The organism is Desulfocurvibacter africanus subsp. africanus DSM 2603 (genome assembly GCF_000422545.1).
Classification (GTDB): Bacteria; Desulfobacterota; Desulfovibrionia; order Desulfovibrionales; family Desulfovibrionaceae; genus Desulfocurvibacter; species Desulfocurvibacter africanus.
Map to the genome: position 1 here is coordinate 36,403 of NZ_AULZ01000016.1, position 16,324 is coordinate 52,726.

General features: G+C 64.2%; 13 protein-coding genes. 9 read left to right on the forward strand and 4 right to left on the reverse strand.

Annotated features, from left to right (window positions below; genetic code table 11):
- Window positions 1-56: 56 nt before the first annotated feature.
- Window positions 57-1,052, reverse strand: coding sequence for an NAD(P)H-dependent glycerol-3-phosphate dehydrogenase (locus H585_RS0111940; RefSeq protein ID WP_027367986.1), 996 nt, complete (start codon window positions 1,050-1,052; stop codon window positions 57-59).
- A gap of 330 nt (window positions 1,053-1,382) precedes the next feature.
- On the opposite strand from H585_RS0111940, the gene ahbB reads away from it, so the two are divergent.
- A complete protein-coding gene (ahbB, locus tag H585_RS0111945; protein ID WP_027367987.1) occupies window positions 1,383-1,907 on the forward strand; it encodes a siroheme decarboxylase subunit beta in 525 nt (174 codons plus the stop codon).
- A gap of 10 nt (window positions 1,908-1,917) precedes the next feature.
- Window positions 1,918-3,189, forward strand: a complete 1,272-nt coding sequence (gene hemL / locus H585_RS0111950) for a glutamate-1-semialdehyde 2,1-aminomutase (RefSeq protein ID WP_027367988.1) — start codon at window positions 1,918-1,920, stop codon at window positions 3,187-3,189.
- Between the two features lie 110 nt (window positions 3,190-3,299).
- Here hemL and H585_RS0111955 read toward each other — a convergent pair whose 3' ends face one another.
- Both H585_RS0111955 and H585_RS0111960 read right to left on the reverse strand, forming a co-directional pair.
- The gene (locus H585_RS0111955) at window positions 3,300-6,425 is read right to left on the reverse strand and encodes an efflux RND transporter permease subunit (RefSeq protein ID WP_027367989.1); all 3,126 of its coding nucleotides are present in this window, start codon (window positions 6,423-6,425) and stop codon (window positions 3,300-3,302) included.
- A gap of 6 nt (window positions 6,426-6,431) precedes the next feature.
- Window positions 6,432-7,628: an efflux RND transporter periplasmic adaptor subunit gene (locus H585_RS0111960; protein ID WP_244432532.1), complete on the reverse strand. Its 1,197-nt coding sequence runs from the start codon at window positions 7,626-7,628 to the stop codon at window positions 6,432-6,434.
- Window positions 7,629-7,996: 368 nt separating this feature from the next.
- On the opposite strand from H585_RS0111960, the gene H585_RS0111965 reads away from it, so the two are divergent.
- From H585_RS0111965 to H585_RS0111995, 7 genes are all read left to right on the forward strand, one after another.
- Complete coding sequence (locus H585_RS0111965) at window positions 7,997-9,325, forward strand: hemolysin family protein (protein WP_027367991.1); 1,329 nt, start codon at window positions 7,997-7,999, stop codon at window positions 9,323-9,325.
- Between the two features lie 2 nt (window positions 9,326-9,327).
- The gene (locus H585_RS0111970; RefSeq protein WP_027367992.1) at window positions 9,328-10,407 is read left to right on the forward strand and encodes a cobalt-precorrin 5A hydrolase; all 1,080 of its coding nucleotides are present in this window, start codon (window positions 9,328-9,330) and stop codon (window positions 10,405-10,407) included.
- Window positions 10,395-11,174 carry a precorrin-3B C(17)-methyltransferase gene (gene cobJ / locus H585_RS0111975; protein ID WP_027367993.1) on the forward strand — a complete coding sequence of 260 codons (780 nt, stop codon included), beginning with the start codon at window positions 10,395-10,397 and terminating at the stop codon, window positions 11,172-11,174. The genes H585_RS0111970 and cobJ overlap by 13 nt, the downstream gene beginning before the upstream one ends.
- A 137-nt stretch (window positions 11,175-11,311) precedes the next feature.
- Window positions 11,312-11,734 carry a cytochrome c3 gene (locus H585_RS0111980; RefSeq protein ID WP_014259866.1) on the forward strand — a complete coding sequence of 141 codons (423 nt, stop codon included), beginning with the start codon at window positions 11,312-11,314 and terminating at the stop codon, window positions 11,732-11,734.
- Between the two features lie 205 nt (window positions 11,735-11,939).
- On the forward strand, window positions 11,940-14,651 hold the full coding sequence (locus H585_RS0111985) for a coiled-coil domain-containing protein (protein ID WP_027367994.1): 2,712 nt from the start codon (window positions 11,940-11,942) through the stop codon (window positions 14,649-14,651).
- A gap of 288 nt (window positions 14,652-14,939) precedes the next feature.
- A complete protein-coding gene (locus tag H585_RS0111990; RefSeq protein WP_027367995.1) occupies window positions 14,940-15,140 on the forward strand; it encodes a hypothetical protein in 201 nt (66 codons plus the stop codon).
- Window positions 15,137-15,892 (forward strand): ubiquinone/menaquinone biosynthesis methyltransferase, encoded by a 756-nt coding sequence (locus H585_RS0111995; RefSeq protein ID WP_027367996.1) that lies wholly within the window; start codon window positions 15,137-15,139, stop codon window positions 15,890-15,892. Before H585_RS0111990 ends, H585_RS0111995 begins: the two co-directional genes overlap by 4 nt.
- Before the next feature lie 125 nt (window positions 15,893-16,017).
- On the opposite strand, the gene H585_RS0112000 is transcribed toward H585_RS0111995, so the two are convergent.
- Window positions 16,018-16,215 (reverse strand): DUF2065 domain-containing protein, encoded by a 198-nt coding sequence (locus H585_RS0112000; protein ID WP_005987335.1) that lies wholly within the window; start codon window positions 16,213-16,215, stop codon window positions 16,018-16,020.
- Window positions 16,216-16,324 lie beyond the last annotated feature (109 nt).

The following is a 16,324-nucleotide window of genomic DNA, read 5'->3' on the forward strand; positions in this document are numbered from 1 at the left end:
GGCCGGAAATGTTTCCGGCCGGCGTTCGTATTTGGATCGACGTTGACTTGCCGCGCTTACGCTTCCTGCTTCAGCTCGCGTCCCATCAGCTCCCGAACGGCCTGCTCCGGGTCCTTGCCGTTATAGAGCACCTCGTACACCTGTTCGGTGATGGGCAACTCCACTTCGAGCATCTTGCCCAGGCCATGCACGGCCTCGGTGGTCTTGACGCCTTCGGCGACCATCTTCATCTGGCCCAGGATATCCAGGAGCTTCTGGCCCTTGCCCAGCCGCAGGCCTACCTGACGGTTGCGGGAAAGCTCGCCCGTGCAGGTCAGCACGAGGTCGCCCATGCCCGACAGGCCCATGAACGTGGCCGGCTTGGCGCCCATGGCCACGCCCAGGCGGCTCATCTCGGCCAGCCCACGGGTGATGAGCGCGGCGCGGGCATTGGAGCCGAAGCTCAGCCCGTCGGCAATGCCGGCGGCGATGGCGATGATGTTCTTGATGGCTCCGCCCAACTCCACGCCGCGATAGTCGGTGGTGGTGTACACGCGGAAGTAATCCGTTGCCAGGGCCTCCTGGAGCATGATGCCCAGCTTTTTGTAGCAGCAGCCCAGAGTTACGGCCGTGGGCAGTTCGCGGCTGACCTCCAGGGCGAAGCTCGGTCCCGAGAGCATGGCGAAGCGCGGCTTAAGGCTTGCCAGCGAGTCCTCCACCACCTGGGACATGGTGTGCAGGCTGTTCAGCTCGATGCCCTTGCTGGCGCAGAGCACCACGGGCTTCTTGGGCATGAGATCGCGCATGCTCATGAGCGCCGAACGGAGGAACTGGCTTGGAATGGCGCACAGGAAGACCTCCGCGTCCTTCATAACCACGGCCGGGTCGGTGCTGGCCTCCAGGCCCTCGTGCAGCTTGATGCCGGGCATGTACCACGAATTCTCACGCTTGGAGACGATCTCCGCCAGGAGCTCCTGCTCACGGACCAACAAGCGGGTTTCATGGCCTTTCTTGGCCAGCAGGTTGGCCAGCGTGGTGCCCCAGCTTCCACTGCCTAAGACAGCAAATCGCATGCGCTCACTCCTTGAAAGGAAGGGAATTGTGCGTAGGCTCTATGCGCGAGCTAGTGCGGCACAGGCCGATCAAGACAGGCAGAGTACGCGGCCCTTGGTCGCATGGCAAGCCCGGAGCGGCCGGAACGTCGAGCTCGCCCAATGTACGCAAGGGCCGCCGCTTCGGGCGGCCATCGCAGGCCGTTGAAGAGATGCATGCGCCAGGGCATAATGGCCGCGACGTGTCGGCAACCAGGCAAGCCGTGTTGCCAGCTCGTCATGAAGCGGTTATCACTACGCACTCTGCAAGACAAAACCGCGCCAAAACCCGACCATGATCACGGACAATACATGAGCAATCCGACCTTCAGCCAAGCCCAGAAACGCGCCCTGGCCATGGTCCAGGCCGACCTGCCCGACTCCGCCACGCCCTTCGCGGACATTGCCGCCCAGGCCGGCCTCGACGAGGACGAAGTCCTGGAGCTGCTGCGCGGCCTAAAAACGACGGGAGTCATCCGCCGTTTCGGGGCCACCCTGCGCCACCAGAAAGCCGGCTACGGCCACAACGCCATGGTCGCCTGGTATGTCGAGGACGACAAGGACATGGACCAGGTGGCCAACATCATGGCCGAGCGGCCCGAGATCTCCCACTGCTACCACCGCAAGGACTGCCTGGACTGGCCCTACAATCTGTACACCATGATCCACGGCCAGAACCCCGGCGACTGCCTGCGCCTGGCGCGCGAACTGGCCGTGGCCACGGGCGTGGACCAGTACGACGTGCTGGAATCCGTGCGGGAACTTAAAAAGACATCCATGCGCTACTTCGAGGACCAAAACCCACAGACGGCCCACTCAGGCCAATCCGGCAAGTGAGGAACGAAGCATGAGCCTATCTGAAACTCTCTTCCAGGAAGCCCAGAAGTACATACCGGGCGGGGTCAACAGCCCCGTGCGGGCCTGCAAGTCCGTGGACGCCACGCCCCTGTTCATCAAGAAGGCCGAAGGATCCAGGATCACCAGCGTGGAGGGCGCCTCCTACATCGACTACGTGCTCTCCTGGGGTCCCATGATCCTGGGCCACGCCCATCCGGACGTGACCGAAGTGGCCGTGGCCGCCGCCAAGAAGGGCGCCAGCTACGGCGCGCCCTGCGAGGCCGAGATCGACCTGGCTAGGGCCGTCTGCCATGCCCTGCCCACGGTGGAGATGGTGCGCATGGTCAACTCCGGCACCGAGGCCACCATGAGCGCCCTGCGCCTGGCCCGCGGCTACACCGGCCGCAACAAGGTGCTCAAATTCATCGGCGGCTATCACGGCCACGGCGATCCGTTCCTGGCGTCGGCCGGCTCGGGCGTTGCCACCCTGGCCATTCCCGGCACGCCCGGCGTGCCCGCCGACGTGGTGGCCCACACGCTGCTCGCACAGTACAACGACCTGGAGCAGGTCAAGGCCCATTTCGAGCGTCACGGCGATGACATCGCCTGCATCATTGTGGAGCCCGTGGCCGGCAACATGGGACTGGTGCTGCCCAAACCCGGCTTTCTGGAAGGGCTGCGCGAGATCACCCGCCAGTACGGCGCGCTGCTCATTTTCGACGAGGTAATCACCGGCTTCCGTGTGGATTTCGGCGGAGCCCAAAAGCGCTTCGGCATCCAGCCCGACCTGACCTGCCTGGGCAAGATCATCGGCGGCGGCTTCCCCGTGGGGGCCTACGGCGGACGGCGCGATATCATGCAGCGCGTCGCGCCCTGCGGCGACGTGTACCAGGCCGGCACCCTGTCCGGTAACCCCGTGGCCATGGCCGCCGGCACCTGTACCCTGGAACTGCTCTCCCGCGCCGATTACGCGGGGCTGGAGCAGCGCACACAGGCCCTGGGGGCGGAACTGAAGTCCATATTCGCGGAAAAGTCCGTGCCCGTGGTCATCAACCAGATCGCCTCGATCTTCACCGTCTTCTTTACCCAGACACCCGAGATCGTGGACTTCCCCACGGCCAGCACGGCCGACTCGGCGCGTTACACCCGCTTCTACGCGCACATGCGCGAGAAAGGCGTGTACCTCGCGCCGTCAGGCTACGAGTGCGCCTTCCTGTCCTTCGCGCACAGCGATCGCGACATCAACATAACCCTGGAAGCGGTGCGCTCGGCGCAGTTGTAGGAAAATGAAATCGGGAGAGGGCCCTGCCCTCTCCCGAACCCTCTCCCGCCAGGGGAATGATTCCCCTGGACCCCGCGTTTTTTTGTAGTGTTGCGCCGGAGCAACACGCGTTACTTACCCTTCTTCCTTCCTACTCTTTCGCTCAATCCCTGCACCAGCACATACAGCATCGGCACCAGGAATACACCCAAGAGCGTGGCCGCGAGCATGCCGCCGACAACGTCCGTGCCGATGACGCGGCGGGACAGGGCTCCCGCGCCGGCGGCGGTCCACAAGGGAATACAGCCCAGGATGAAGGCGAATGATGTCATCAGGATGGGCCGCAGACGCAGCCGCGCGGCTCCCAGCGCCGCCTCGATCAGGGGCTTGCCCTGCTCGTGCTCCAGCTTGGCGAACTCGACGATGAGGATGGCGTTCTTGGCCGCAAGAGCAATGAGCATGACCAGGCCGATCTGCGCGTAGACGTTGCTCTCCAGCCCGCGCAGCCACAGGGCGGCAAAGGCTCCGAAGACAGCGATTGGCGTGCCGAGCAGCACGCTGAAAGGCAGGCTCCAGCTGTCGTACTGCGCGGCCAGCAGCAGGAATACGAACAGGAGGGAAAGCAGGAATATCGCCGAGGCCGGGACGCCCTCGCGGGCCTGCTTCTCCTGGTAGGACATGCCCATGTAGTCGAAGCCCATTTCCGGGGGCATGGTCTGGCGGAATACGTCCTCCAGCGCGGCCATTGCCTGGATCGAGCTTACGCCCGGCCTGGACGCGGCATTGATCTGGGCGCAGCGGTACAGGTTGAAACGCGTGGTGTACTCCGGGCCGGCCACGGGTTGCGTGGTCGTGATGGCCGACAGGGGTACGGCGTCGCCCTCGGCGTTCCGCACGTAGAACTGGCCGAGGTTCTCCGCCGAGGTGCGGAACTCGCCCTCGGCCTGCACATAGACCTGCCATTGACGTCCGAAGCGGTTGAAGTAATTGACCATGGCTCCGCCCATGAAAGCCTGCACGGTCTTGTAGACCTCGCCCAAATCGAGGCCCTGCATTAGCGCCTTGTCGCGGTCCACATCCACGTAGACCTGGGGCACCGCAGGCTGGAACATGCTCACGGCCGAAGCGATCTCCGGCCGCTGCTGCGCGGCCTGGACGAACTTGGCAGTGTTGGCCGCCAAAAACTCGATGTCCTGGCCCGAGCGGTCCTCCAGCATGAAGGTCACGCCGCCCGACGTGCCGATGCCGGGAATGGCCGGCGGCGAAAAGGCCATGGCGTTCGCTTCGGGCAATGCGGCCAGGGCCATGTTCACGTGGGTTAGGATGGCCTTGTACTGCTCCTCGGGCGCGCTGCGCTCGGCCCACTCCTTGAGAGTCACGAAGTAGAAGCCGGAGTAGGTGGAGTAGACCTGGCTGAGCATGCTGTAGCCCACGATAGTGGTCGTGTGCGCTACGCCGGGCGTCTTGGCCAGGATATCCTCCACCTGCCTACAGACCGCATCGGTGCGCTGTAGGGACGATCCCGGCGGCAGGGACACGTTCACGAAGAAATAGCCCTGGTCCTCCTCCGGCAGAAATCCCGTCGGGATATCTCGCCCCGCGAGCCAGGCCCCGGCCGCGACCAGACCGAGGATGACCAGTCCCAGGAAGGCCTTGCGGATTAGCCCGGCGCTCAGGCCCACATAACCATGCGTGGCCTTGCCGAAAGCGGCGTTGAACTTACGGAAGAACCAGCCCAGCGGCCCGCGCATCTCCTTGCGCGGACGGAGCAAGAGCGCCGACAGCGCAGGGCTGAGAGTCAGGGCGTTGATCGAGGAGATGACCACCGACACGGCGATGGTCACGGCGAACTGCTGGTAGAGCCTGCCGGTTATGCCCGGAATGAACACCGTGGGCACGAACACCGCCACCATGATGAGCGAAGTGACGACCACCGGTCCGGTGACCTCGCGCATGGCCTGCAGTGTGGCTTCTCGGGACGACAGGCCTTGGCTGATGTGGTGCTCCACGGCCTCGACCACCACGATGGCGTCGTCCACCACGATGCCGATGGCCAGCACGAGGCCCAGCAGCGACAGGGTGTTGATGGTGAAGCCGAGCAGGGGGAAGACCGCGAAGGTGCCGATGAGCGAAACCGGCACGGCGACCATGGGGATGAGCGTGGCCCGGAAACTCTGCAAAAAGATGAACACCACGATGAGCACGAGCAGCATGGCCTCGAAGAGCGTCTGCACGATTTCATCGATGCCCTCGGTGATGGGCAGCGTGGTGTCCAGCGCCAGGACGAACTCCAGGCCGGGAGGAAAGCGCTCGGCCTGTTCCGCCATGAGCCTGCGCACACCGTCGGCTGCCTGGATAGCGTTGGAGCCCGGCAACTGGTAGACGGCGATTGCCGCGGCGGGCTGACCGTCGAGGCGGCCCTTGAGGTTGTAGACCTGCGCGCCGAGCTCGGCCCTGGCCACGTCCTTGATGCGCACGATGGAGCCGTCCGGGTTGGCGCGCACCACGATCTGCTCGAATTCCTCGGGCGTGGTGAGCCGCCCCTTGGCGCGCACCGTGTAGGTGAAATCCTGCCCCGCGGGCACGGGCTCGTCGCCGATCCTACCTGCCGGATTGACCGTGTTCTGGGCCTGCACGGCCGAGATGATTTCCGGGACCGTGATGTTCAGCCTGGCCAGGGTGTCCGGATTGACCCACAGACGCATGGAGTATTGCCCGGCTCCGAAGATCGTGACTTGCGAAATGCCAGGCACGCGCAACAGCTGGTCGTTCAGGTTTATGTAGGCGTAGTTGGCCAGGAAGGTCTCGTCGTAGGCGCCGTCAGGAGAGGTCAGGGCTATGACCATGAGCGGGGAGGCCGTGGACTTGGTCACTGTCACGCCGTATTCGCGCACCTCGGCCGGAAGCTGCGACTCGGCCTGGGACTGGCGCATCTGGGCCAAGACCTGGTCCGTGTTGGGGTCCGTGCCCACGGCGAAGTTGACCCGCAGGCTCATGCGCCCATCGCTTGAGCTTATGGAGTTCATATAGTTCATGTTGTCCACGCCGCTCATCTGCTGCTCGATGGGCGTGGCCACGGACTGCTCCACGGTGAGCGCGTCGGCCCCGATGTATGTGCCCGAAATGAGCACTTCGGGCGGCACGATGTCCGGGTATTGGGCGATGGGCAGGCCGAGCATGGACACAAGGCCCACGATGACCATAATGATGGAAATGACCATGGCCACGATGGGCCGATCGACAAAGAAGCGCGCCATGGCGGCCTAGCCCTTCCTACCGGATGTTGCGGGAGCGCCGGGCGCGTCTTGCGGTGAGCTGACGTCAGGGCTGGCCTGCGAACCGGCTGCAGGCTCTTCCGGGACATAAGGCTTGGGCGTCACCGTCGCGCCCGGTTTGGCCTTCTGGATGCCCTCGGCCACGACCCGCTCGCCCGGTTTGAGGCCTTCGGTGACAATCCACTCCTGGCCGATCTGCTCCCCAACCTGCACCGGGCGGACCTCCACGGTGTTGTTCGGCCCCACCACCGCGACCTGGTACGTGCCCTGAATCTCGCTGACCGCCCGCTGGGGCACGAGCAGGGCCTTCTGGGCCGTGCGCATCCGCGCCCGGACCTTGGCGTATTGACCGGGCCGCAATATGTACTCTGGATTTGGGAACAGGGTGGCGATTTTGATGGTGCCCGTATTGGGGTCCACGCTGCGGTCGGCGAAGGAAAAGCGGCCTTCATACGGATATGTGCTGCCGTCGGCCAGGGTCAGTGTGAGCGGGATGTCCCTTGGTCCTTCCTGCTTCCGCTCGCCCTGCGCGGCCTGGAGGTACTCGCGCTCGCTGACGGCGATATAGGCCTTGATGGGATCCAGAGTGGACACGGTCGTCAGGGGCTCGCTGGCCGGTCCCACGAGGTCGCCGATCTGCGCCTGGGCCAGCCCCGCGATGCCCTCGATGGGCGAGGCTATTCTCGTGAAGCTCAAGTCGATACGCGCCTGCTCCAGAGCCGCCTGGGCCTTGCCGACCTCAGCCCTTCGGGACTTCTCGTTGCCGATTGCCTCGTCCAGGATCTGCTCGCTCACGGCGCGGACCTTATACAAGGCCTGGATGCGCGCGAGCGTGGCCTTGGCCGTTTCGTGTTGCGCTTGCGCGTCGGCCAGTTGCTCCTGGGCCTCGGCCATGGCCGATTCAAAAGAACGGGCGTCGATGAGAAAGAGGACTTGGCCCTGGCGCACGCGCTGGCCCTCCTGGTAGGCCTGCTTTATGAGATACCCGCTGACCTGGGCGCGTATCTGCGCATTGACCAGCCCCTCTGTGGCCCCGACCCATTCCTTGTAGATGGGAACGTCCTTCTGGCTGACCTCGGCCACTAGAACCGTGATCGGAGCTTGGGCCTGCTGCGTCGCGGGTTCGTCCTGCCAGCACCCTGCGATAACGAAAGCACATGCGGTACAGGCACTCAGGATGGCCATGAATGCACTCCGCGCGCAGCCTGCCTTGCCCCGCATGCCTGGACGATTCGGTCCGCTAACCATGTCGGCCTCCGTTATCGAACGGTCGCGTCCAAAATTTACAGTCTCGGAACGGCCTTCTCTCCCCGTCCCGCATCAGAAGGCGGGAGTTGGACTTTCTCCTTCATACGTGCGTGAACACGGCATAACAAGGATTCATCCGCCCCGACCTGCTAATGCCGACACGGCAGCCTTGCATCTTGGGATTCCCGTGGGATTCTCAAGGGACTCCCGACGAATTCCGCGCCCGCCCATTTGTAATTCGGCGGCTCTGCGGGTATACGCAACCCAGGGTCTGCTACCGCGCAGGGCAGGCCGATGGAGTGCTCATGACGAGGGTTTTACTGGAAGTCGGCGCGATCCTGCTGCTCATCCTGTTCAATGGCTTTCTGGCCATGTCCGAGATGGCCGTGGTCGCGTCCATGAAGATACGCTTGGAGAGCCGGGCACGGGACGGTGCGCGCGGGGCGCGTTTCGCCCTGCGTCTCAAGGAGCAGCCCGAGCGCTTCCTGTCCACGGTGCAGATCGGCATCACTCTGGTGGGCGTGCTCACCGGCGCCTTCGGCGGGGCCACGCTGGCCGAGCGGCTGGAGCTGTGGTTGACGGATTTCCCGGCCCTGGCCCCGTATGCCGGCGGCTTGGCCATCGCCCTGGTGGTGGCGCCCGTGACCTACCTGACCCTGGTGCTGGGCGAGCTGGCGCCCAAGCGTCTGGCCTTCGGCGCGCCCGAGCGCATGGCCGCCTTCTGCGCGCCGCTCATGACCCTGCTCATGCGCCTGTCCCTGCCGGCCGTGAAGCTTTTGAGCGGCTCCACGGCGCTGGTGGTGCGCCTGCTGGGCCAATCCCCGCACGCGGAGCCGCGCGTCACGGAGGAGGATGTGCGCGGCATGGCCGGCGAGGCGGTCAAGGCCGGAGCCATCGAGCACGGCGAGCGGGATATGCTGGAGCGCATCTTCCGCTTGGGCGACCGGCAGGTGGAGGCCATCATGATCCACCGCGCCAAGATCGAATGGATCGATCTGGACGACCCATATGAGGAAAACGTGCGCAAGGTCATGACCAGTCCCTTCTCGCGCTTCCCCGTGGCGCGGGAGGATTTGTCCGAAGCCGTTGGAGTCATCAAGGCCAAGGACTTCCTGGCGATCTATGCCGAAGACAGGCGCGTAAGCTTCACCGACCCCAGGTTCCTGCACCAGCCTATCTACGTGCCGGAAACCACGCGGGTGCTGGCTCTGCTGGAGCGATTCAAGCAAGAGGAGCGCATGCATTTCGCCATGGTCCTGGACGAGTATGGCGACATCCGCGGCATCGTGACCCTGAACGATATTCTTGAAGCCATCGTGGGCGACATCCCCGGCGCGGACCAGATGTCCGAGCCCGGGGCCGTGCGACGCGAGGACGGCTCCTGGCTGCTGGACGGGCTCATGCCCATGGACGAAGTGGTCTCGCTGCTAGGCATCCCGCCCTCACTCATGGCGCACATGAACGGCCAGTTCCAGACCCTGGCCGGCTTCATTCTGCACCATCTGGGACGCATACCGCAAACGGGCGACGTGCTTGTCTGGCATGAGCTGCGCTTCGAGGTGGTGGATATGGATGGCAACCGCATCGACAAGGTATTGGCCCAGGCTCAGCCGGAAAAGGAGTCAGAGGAATAATCATGCCCGCCGTGGCCGTGTACGCCGTGACCCGCAAAGGTGCGCGGCTGAGCCGCAGGCTGGCCGAAGCCCTGGACGGCGAGCAGTTCCTGCCTCGGCGTCTGGCGGGTGAGCCGGGCGTTAAAAGCTTCGACTCGCTGCCGGAGTGCTTGGCCGAGACATTCAACGCATTTCGAGGACACATTTTCGTGTGCGCGGCTGGCATCGCCGTGCGCGCCATCGCTCCGCATCTGCAGAGCAAGGCGCTCGATCCGGCCGTGGTAGTGCTGGACGAAGCGGGCCGCTTCGCCGTAAGCCTGCTCTCCGGCCATTTGGGCGGGGCCAACGACTTGGCCATGACCGTGGCCGAGGCGGTGGGCGCTACCCCGGTCGTGACCACGGCCACGGACAACGCCGGTGTGCCCGCCGTGGACCTGCTGGCCCGGCGACGTGGAATGGCCGTGGCCGATGCTTCAAAGATCAAACATGTCAGCGCGGCCCTGCTGGAAGGCCGCCGCGTGACCCTGTTCGATCCCGAAGACCACCTGGGGGCGCGCGACGATCCGGCCATGGCCGAGCATTTCGAGCATGTGTCGGACCCTGCCCTGCTTGACCCGGACCAGCCCTCCGTGTGGGCGCACTGGAAGCAGCCGCCTCGTGCGCTGAACGCCGGACTGCTTCTGGCCCTGCACCCGCGGGTGCTCGCAGCCGGCGTGGGCTGTCGCCGTGGCGCATCCAAGGACGAGATACTTGAGGCTATCGAAATGACCTTGAGGCAGCGGGATTATGCCCTGGCAGGACTGGGTTGCCTGGCCAGCATCGACCTTAAGGCCCACGAGCCTGGGCTTGTGGCCGCGGCGCGCGAACTGCATCTGCAACTGCGCACCTTCCCGGCGGCCGAACTCGATCGCATGGACGCGCCCGGCGCATCGCCGCGCGTCAAGGACAAGGTGGGCACGGCCAGCGTATCCGAAGCCTCAGCCCTGCTGGCGGCCGGCCCTGGGGCCCGGTTGCTGATCCCCAAGCGAATCATGGGCAACGTGACTGTGGCCGTGGCCCTGAGCCCGCAGCCACTGACAGTGGAGAATACATGGCGAGACTGACGATCATGGGTCTTGGGCCCGGCGAAGCCGCGCTCCTCGCGCCCATGGCCAGACAGGCCCTGGAGTCCGCGCACGTAGTGGCCGGTTACGGCACCTACCTGGACCTGCTTGAGCCCGAGCTGCTGGCCGGCAAGGAGATCATCGAAAGCGGCATGATGCGCGAGATGCAGCGTGTGCAAGCCGCCATAGACGCCACTCGTGCCGGCAAGGACTCGGTGCTCGTCTCTTCGGGCGATCCGGGCGTGTACGGCATGGCCGGCCTGGCCTGGGAGCTGGCCGAGGAATGCGGCGCGCTGGCCGACATCGAGCTGTCGGTGGTGCCTGGCATCCCTGCGCTATGCGCGGCCGCCGCGCTGTTGGGCGCACCGCTCATGCACGACTTCGCCTCCGTGAGCCTGTCGGACCTGCTCACGCCCTGGGAGGTCATCGAGCGCCGCGTGGAGCTGGCCGCCCAGGCCGATTTCGTGCTGGCCATCTATAATCCCCGCTCAAAAAGACGCGACTGGCAGCTCCCCCGCGCCCTGGAGCTGATCCGACGCCACCGCGGACCACGAACACCGGTTGGGCATGTGCGCAACGGCTATCGCCAGAATCAACTCGTGGACGTCATCGCGTTGGACGGCATGGATGGTGCATACATCGAGCGCGTGGACATGCTCTCACTGCTGATCGTGGGCAATAACGCAACGCGCTTCGTGTCCGCTCCAGGCGGACGCCGCATGCTTACACCTCGCGGCTATATGGATAAATACGGTAAAAAGTGCTAGACGCCCCATTGACACGGGCGTAATCGTCCGAGAGTGAGGGCTCCGCCTTGACAAGCGCGGCGGACCTTACCTATGCGGTGTAAGCGGAAATTGTGTTTAGGCGAGGCTTTACAACGGTGTAAGGAGGTAGATCCGGGATGAAAAAGTTATTCAGCATGCTCGTCGCCGCGGCCCTGGTTGGCACCATGGCCATGGCTGCTCAGGCCGTTCCTCAAGTTCCTGCCGATGTCGTGATCGACCATCTCAGCAACCCGAACGCCAAGTTGGAGTACAAGGTCAAGTTCTCGCACAAGGCCCACGCTTCTCTTGGCACCGATGCAGCGGCCTGTCAGAAGTGCCACCACAAGTGGGACGGCAAGAGCGAAATCGGCGGTTGCGCCACTGAGGGCTGTCATGCCGACACGACCAGCTTCAAGGCCACGGAAAAGGATCCCAAGTTCCTCATGACCGCCTTCCACTCCAAAAGCCCCATGAGCTGCCAGGGCTGCCACAAGGAGATGAAGACGGCTAAGAAGACGACCGGCCCCACGGCCTGCGCCCAGTGCCATAACCAGAAGTAGTTTCAAGTGCGCATCGGGGCCGCTGAGCGGCCCCTTTTTTCACTCACGCTTTTCTCAAGTGCGAGTGCGAAAGAAGCCGGGTCGATACCCGTTGAATCCAATCGGATAATAGTTAATAGGCGAAGGCGGTCGCCGGCCAAGCCTTAACGCCATCGTTACGCATTCGTACGCGTCGTACGCGCCGTACGCATCAAGGAGCTTCATCATGTGCCCGACCACGCGCGGCAGCCGTCCCGAAGAGGACATCATCGAACTCATGGACGTCATGGAGGAAGGTACCGCCCTCCATGATGGCGGGAGCTCGCGCCCCAGCGGCGGAGAGGCCGACGCCCTGCTCCTGGATGACGTGGTCATCGAGCCTTTGGACGATGATGTCCTTGAGCTGACCGAAGCCTTGGACGAAGACTCCGGCTTGGTGGAGGATGAAGGCATTCTTGATCTGACCGACCCCCTGGAGGATGACACCGAGGATCTTGGCGACGCGCCTGTCTCCAGGGCCAGCACCGAGGAAATCTCCTCCGCCGGCCGGGAGATTGATGAGGAAATCGACTTGGCCGAACTGGATGAGCTGCTCAGGGACATCGAGAACGAAGACACCCTGGCCGCCGCATCAAAGGGTGAGGACGGGGAGCTCAACCTGCACGGGCTGTCAGGAGCGAACCAGGAGATTGACCTCGCCGATATCGACTCGCTTCTGCGCGAACTGGAGGAGGACGGCGGCAACACCGAGGCCGACCTCATTCCCGCTGGCTTGGAGGCCTATGCCGGAGCCAAGCCTGAGCCTGGTACAGCCACGGTGGAATACATCCTGTCCGGGTTGGAAGACAAAATGGATGCGGCGGCCCCCACGGAACTGCGCACCATGAACGTGGCTGTGCAGCCCGAACCGTCCGAGGCAGAGGAATTTGCAAAGCCCGATGCGCTGGGCGAGCTGGGGGAACTCGACGCATTGACCGAGGACGAACAGCTGGCCAAGCTCCTGGGTGACGACGAGGAAGATATCCGGCATCCGCAGGAAGATGTGCTTCTGCTCACCGACGTGGACGATTACGCCACTGTCGAGGCGGCGACGCAGGGAGCGCCCGTGGTGGAACTGCCGACCGAGGTCCCGGACTTCAGTAAGAGCCCGGTGCCCGAAATTCCCGTGGAACTTGTCGATTGGCAAGCCACTGCCGCATTTGCCTCCACGCGCGGCCCCGGCGATCTGCTCCGCGAGCCGGAAGAAGCTCCCATGGCCACGGTGGACGAGGTGCGTGCCCCGGAACTCCAAACGCCTTCCAAGCCCGCCACTACGTCGGCTTCCGAGCAACGTATGGGCTGGCGCATGGAAGCCCTGGAGACACTGGTCAAGGATGAGCTGGCCAAAGCGCGCACCCTGGCCGACCGCGTGGCCGACGTCGAAGTTTACGTCATGGCCGCGCCCAAGCCTGAGGAATGGACCGAAATCATGGAGGCCGTATCGACTCTGCGATCTGTCCCATCGGCTTCGTCCGTTGATCCCGAAGAAATTTCCGGCCTGCGCGAGCGCCTGAACACGCTTGAATCCGAGCTGTCCAAGGCTCCAGCCATCGCCGATGAATTGGAAGACCGGCTGAAAAGTATCGAGGAGCAGGCCAATCAAGTCGGCGTCAAGGATATCGAGGGCCTGCGCCAAGCTCTTGAGACGCTGGGACAGCGCCTGGATGTCCTGCCCTCTCCCGATTTCGACGGACTACAACAGCGCTTGGCCGCCCTGGCGGAACGTCCCGAAGGCTTGACGCAGGAAGACCTGACCCCGCTGGCCAAGCGCCTGGACGACCTGGCCTCGCTCGCTCCGCGCATCGCGGAAGTGGAGTCAGCCCTGGCAGGCAAGGCCTCCTCCGCCCAGCTGGACGAATCCTTCTCCTCCTTGCAGGAGCGGATTACGGCCCTGGAGAGCCGGCCCGTTCTCGACGAAGCCGCCCTGGGCAATCTGGACGACCTGCGCCAGAAGCTTACCGATTTGCAGGCCGGGTACGAGGATCTGGTCCCAGCCGCGTCGCTGGTCTCCAGCGTGGCCGCCATGGATGGTCGCCTGGCCATGCTCGAATCCCGCCCCCCCGAAGTCACGGCCGCCGATCTGCAACAGACCGTGGCCTGCCTGGATGAATTGACGGTCCGCCTGGACGGAAAGGCTGCAGCGGCGGCCTTGAGCGGCCTGGAGGAGCGCTTCGCGGCCTTGGAAGCCGCGGAAGCGGCCGGCAAATCTGGCGCCGCCGAAGGCGATACGCAAGTGCGGTCGTTGACCGAACGCATGGAAGGACTGGAGGACCGGTTGCAAGCCGTGCAGGCCGAGCGCATGGCCGAGCTGGAAAAACGCTTGGCAGCCATGGAATCCGGGCTTGCATCCCAACCCGCCACGCCAGCCAAGCCAGCCATGGCCGAAATCGTGACCGAGGTAGCCGAACGGGTGGAAGACAAGGTCTTCGACCGGGTGGAAATCGTCCTCTCGGGCCGCATGATCGACCAGATCGAGCGTCTGGAGAACTCCTTGCCCGACCAGATCGAAGAGATCATGGCCAAGCGCCAGCCTCCGGCTCCGGTGTCCGTGGACGAGGAGGCCCTGGCCGCGCGACTAGTTGACAAGCTGGCCCCGAGCCTGGAGCGGCAGATGGCCGTCAAGGTCGAGCAGCTATTGTCCGCGCGCCTCAAGACCGTCGGCCTGGAGTTGGAGACAACCCTGGCCGAGAGCCTGGAGACACCCCTGGCCGAACGCCTGGAGTCCAGCTTTGCCGAACGCTTTGGCACGGAACTGCGCGATAAGCTCGAAGAGTTCCTGGAAGGCACCGTCATGGGCTCCCTGCGTGACGAGCTCATGGACGAGATCCGGCGAACCCTGCCCAAAGCCACGGCCAAAGTCGTTCGCGAAGAGATCGAGGCCATCAAGAGCCGCATGTAATTTCGGCGCTCCGCGCCATGACAGGGGGCATGGTCCTACGGGCCATGCCCCTGCTTTTTTTTTCGCGCTCCATTAATGCCGATCAGCCCATGCCCCGACCATGCTTCCCATCCCGACGAGCCGCCGCGCGCAGTCTTCCCTCGACGCCTAAAGCCTGAAGTGCTACAGACCCGGCAAAAAGAGGGCGTGGCGTTAAGCGTTTCGTTCCCTTTCCCGCTCGGTCTTGTCCGCGTCGGTCAGGACCGTTTCCCACGGGCGGGTTTTCTGAATTTCTTTGCCGGAGGTCACGTGGACAAACTCAAGGCTCAGGCGCTGCAGGTGGCCAAGGAGATCATGGTCAAGTTCATCGAGGGCGGCCGAATCTCTCCAGCCAACTTCGCCGACTACTTCAAGCCCATTTATTCCGAGGTGCTGCGCACGATCTCCGAGCCGACTCCCGGCGAAACCGCACGCGGCGAGCACGAGGCCAAGGAGCAGCGCAAATCGTGAGCCATCAACCGGCGCGACCGTATGGCGCGGACAACTCAGCCGAGGAGCACGGCAGGCGGGTGGCCTCCATGTTCGGCCGCATCGCCGGCTGGTACGATTTCCTCAACCACGCCCTGAGCCTGGGCCAGGACATCTACTGGCGCTACCGCCTGGTGCGCACTTTACGCCTGCCTGAAGCAGGCCTTGTCCTGGACTTGGCCGCCGGAACCATGGACGTAAGCCTGGAAATCCTGCGCCAATATCCCGGCGCGCGAGTGCTGGCCATGGACTTTACCGAGCCTATGCTGCGCCGTGGACAGCGCAAGGCCAAGGCCTCGGCACGCGGCAGGTCCGCGCAGCCGGTGCTGGCCGACGGACGCCGCCTGCCCCTGCCCGCGTCCAGCCTGGACGCCGCGACCATCGCCTTCGGCATCCGCAACATCGTGCCCCGCTCCGAGGCCTTTGCCGAAATCCACCAGGCGCTCAAGCCCGGCGGCCGATTGTGCGTGCTCGAATTCGGTTCGGGCAAGAGCCGCGTATGGAAAGGGCTCTACAACTTGTATCTTGATATGATTCTGCCTGCGGTGGGACGGGTGATTTCGGGCGATCGTAGCGCATATGCCTACCTGGCAGAAACCATTCGCGGCTTTCCTCCCGCCAAGGAACTGGCGGCGGAGATGCGCGCGGCGGGATTCGCCGAGGTCTACTGGCAGCCGCTGCTGTCAGGCATAGTTGTGCTGCACGTAGCCCGCAAGGCCTGCGAGCCGACCTAGAGCAGATTACTTTTAAGACGCTCGCTCCGGCGTTGACGGCGCAAGTGAATTGCGCCTACGCGGCGGCAAACCATGTTGACGCATGGCTTGCAGAGTATTCTCTAAAGCAAAATGCTCTAAGAGCGCTAGTTCTGGGCCATGTAGATCAGCAGCAGGCCGCCAAGCATGGCGGCCAGTCCCATGCGCCGCAGGATGGATGGCGGGCGGGTGCAAAGCAGCAGCAGGTATTTGGGCATCTTCTCGGCCCACAGGAAATACGGCAGGCCCTCGAAGATAAAGGCCAGTCCCAGAGCGGTCAGCACGTGCGTCCAATCTATGTGCATGGCGGAACCCTAGCCGCGGCCGCCGCGCTTGTCCACATCCAAGCGCTCGGGCTTCAGGCCGCAACGCACGGCATGCCGAGACACATATGAGGACCTCTTCCGACGCCGC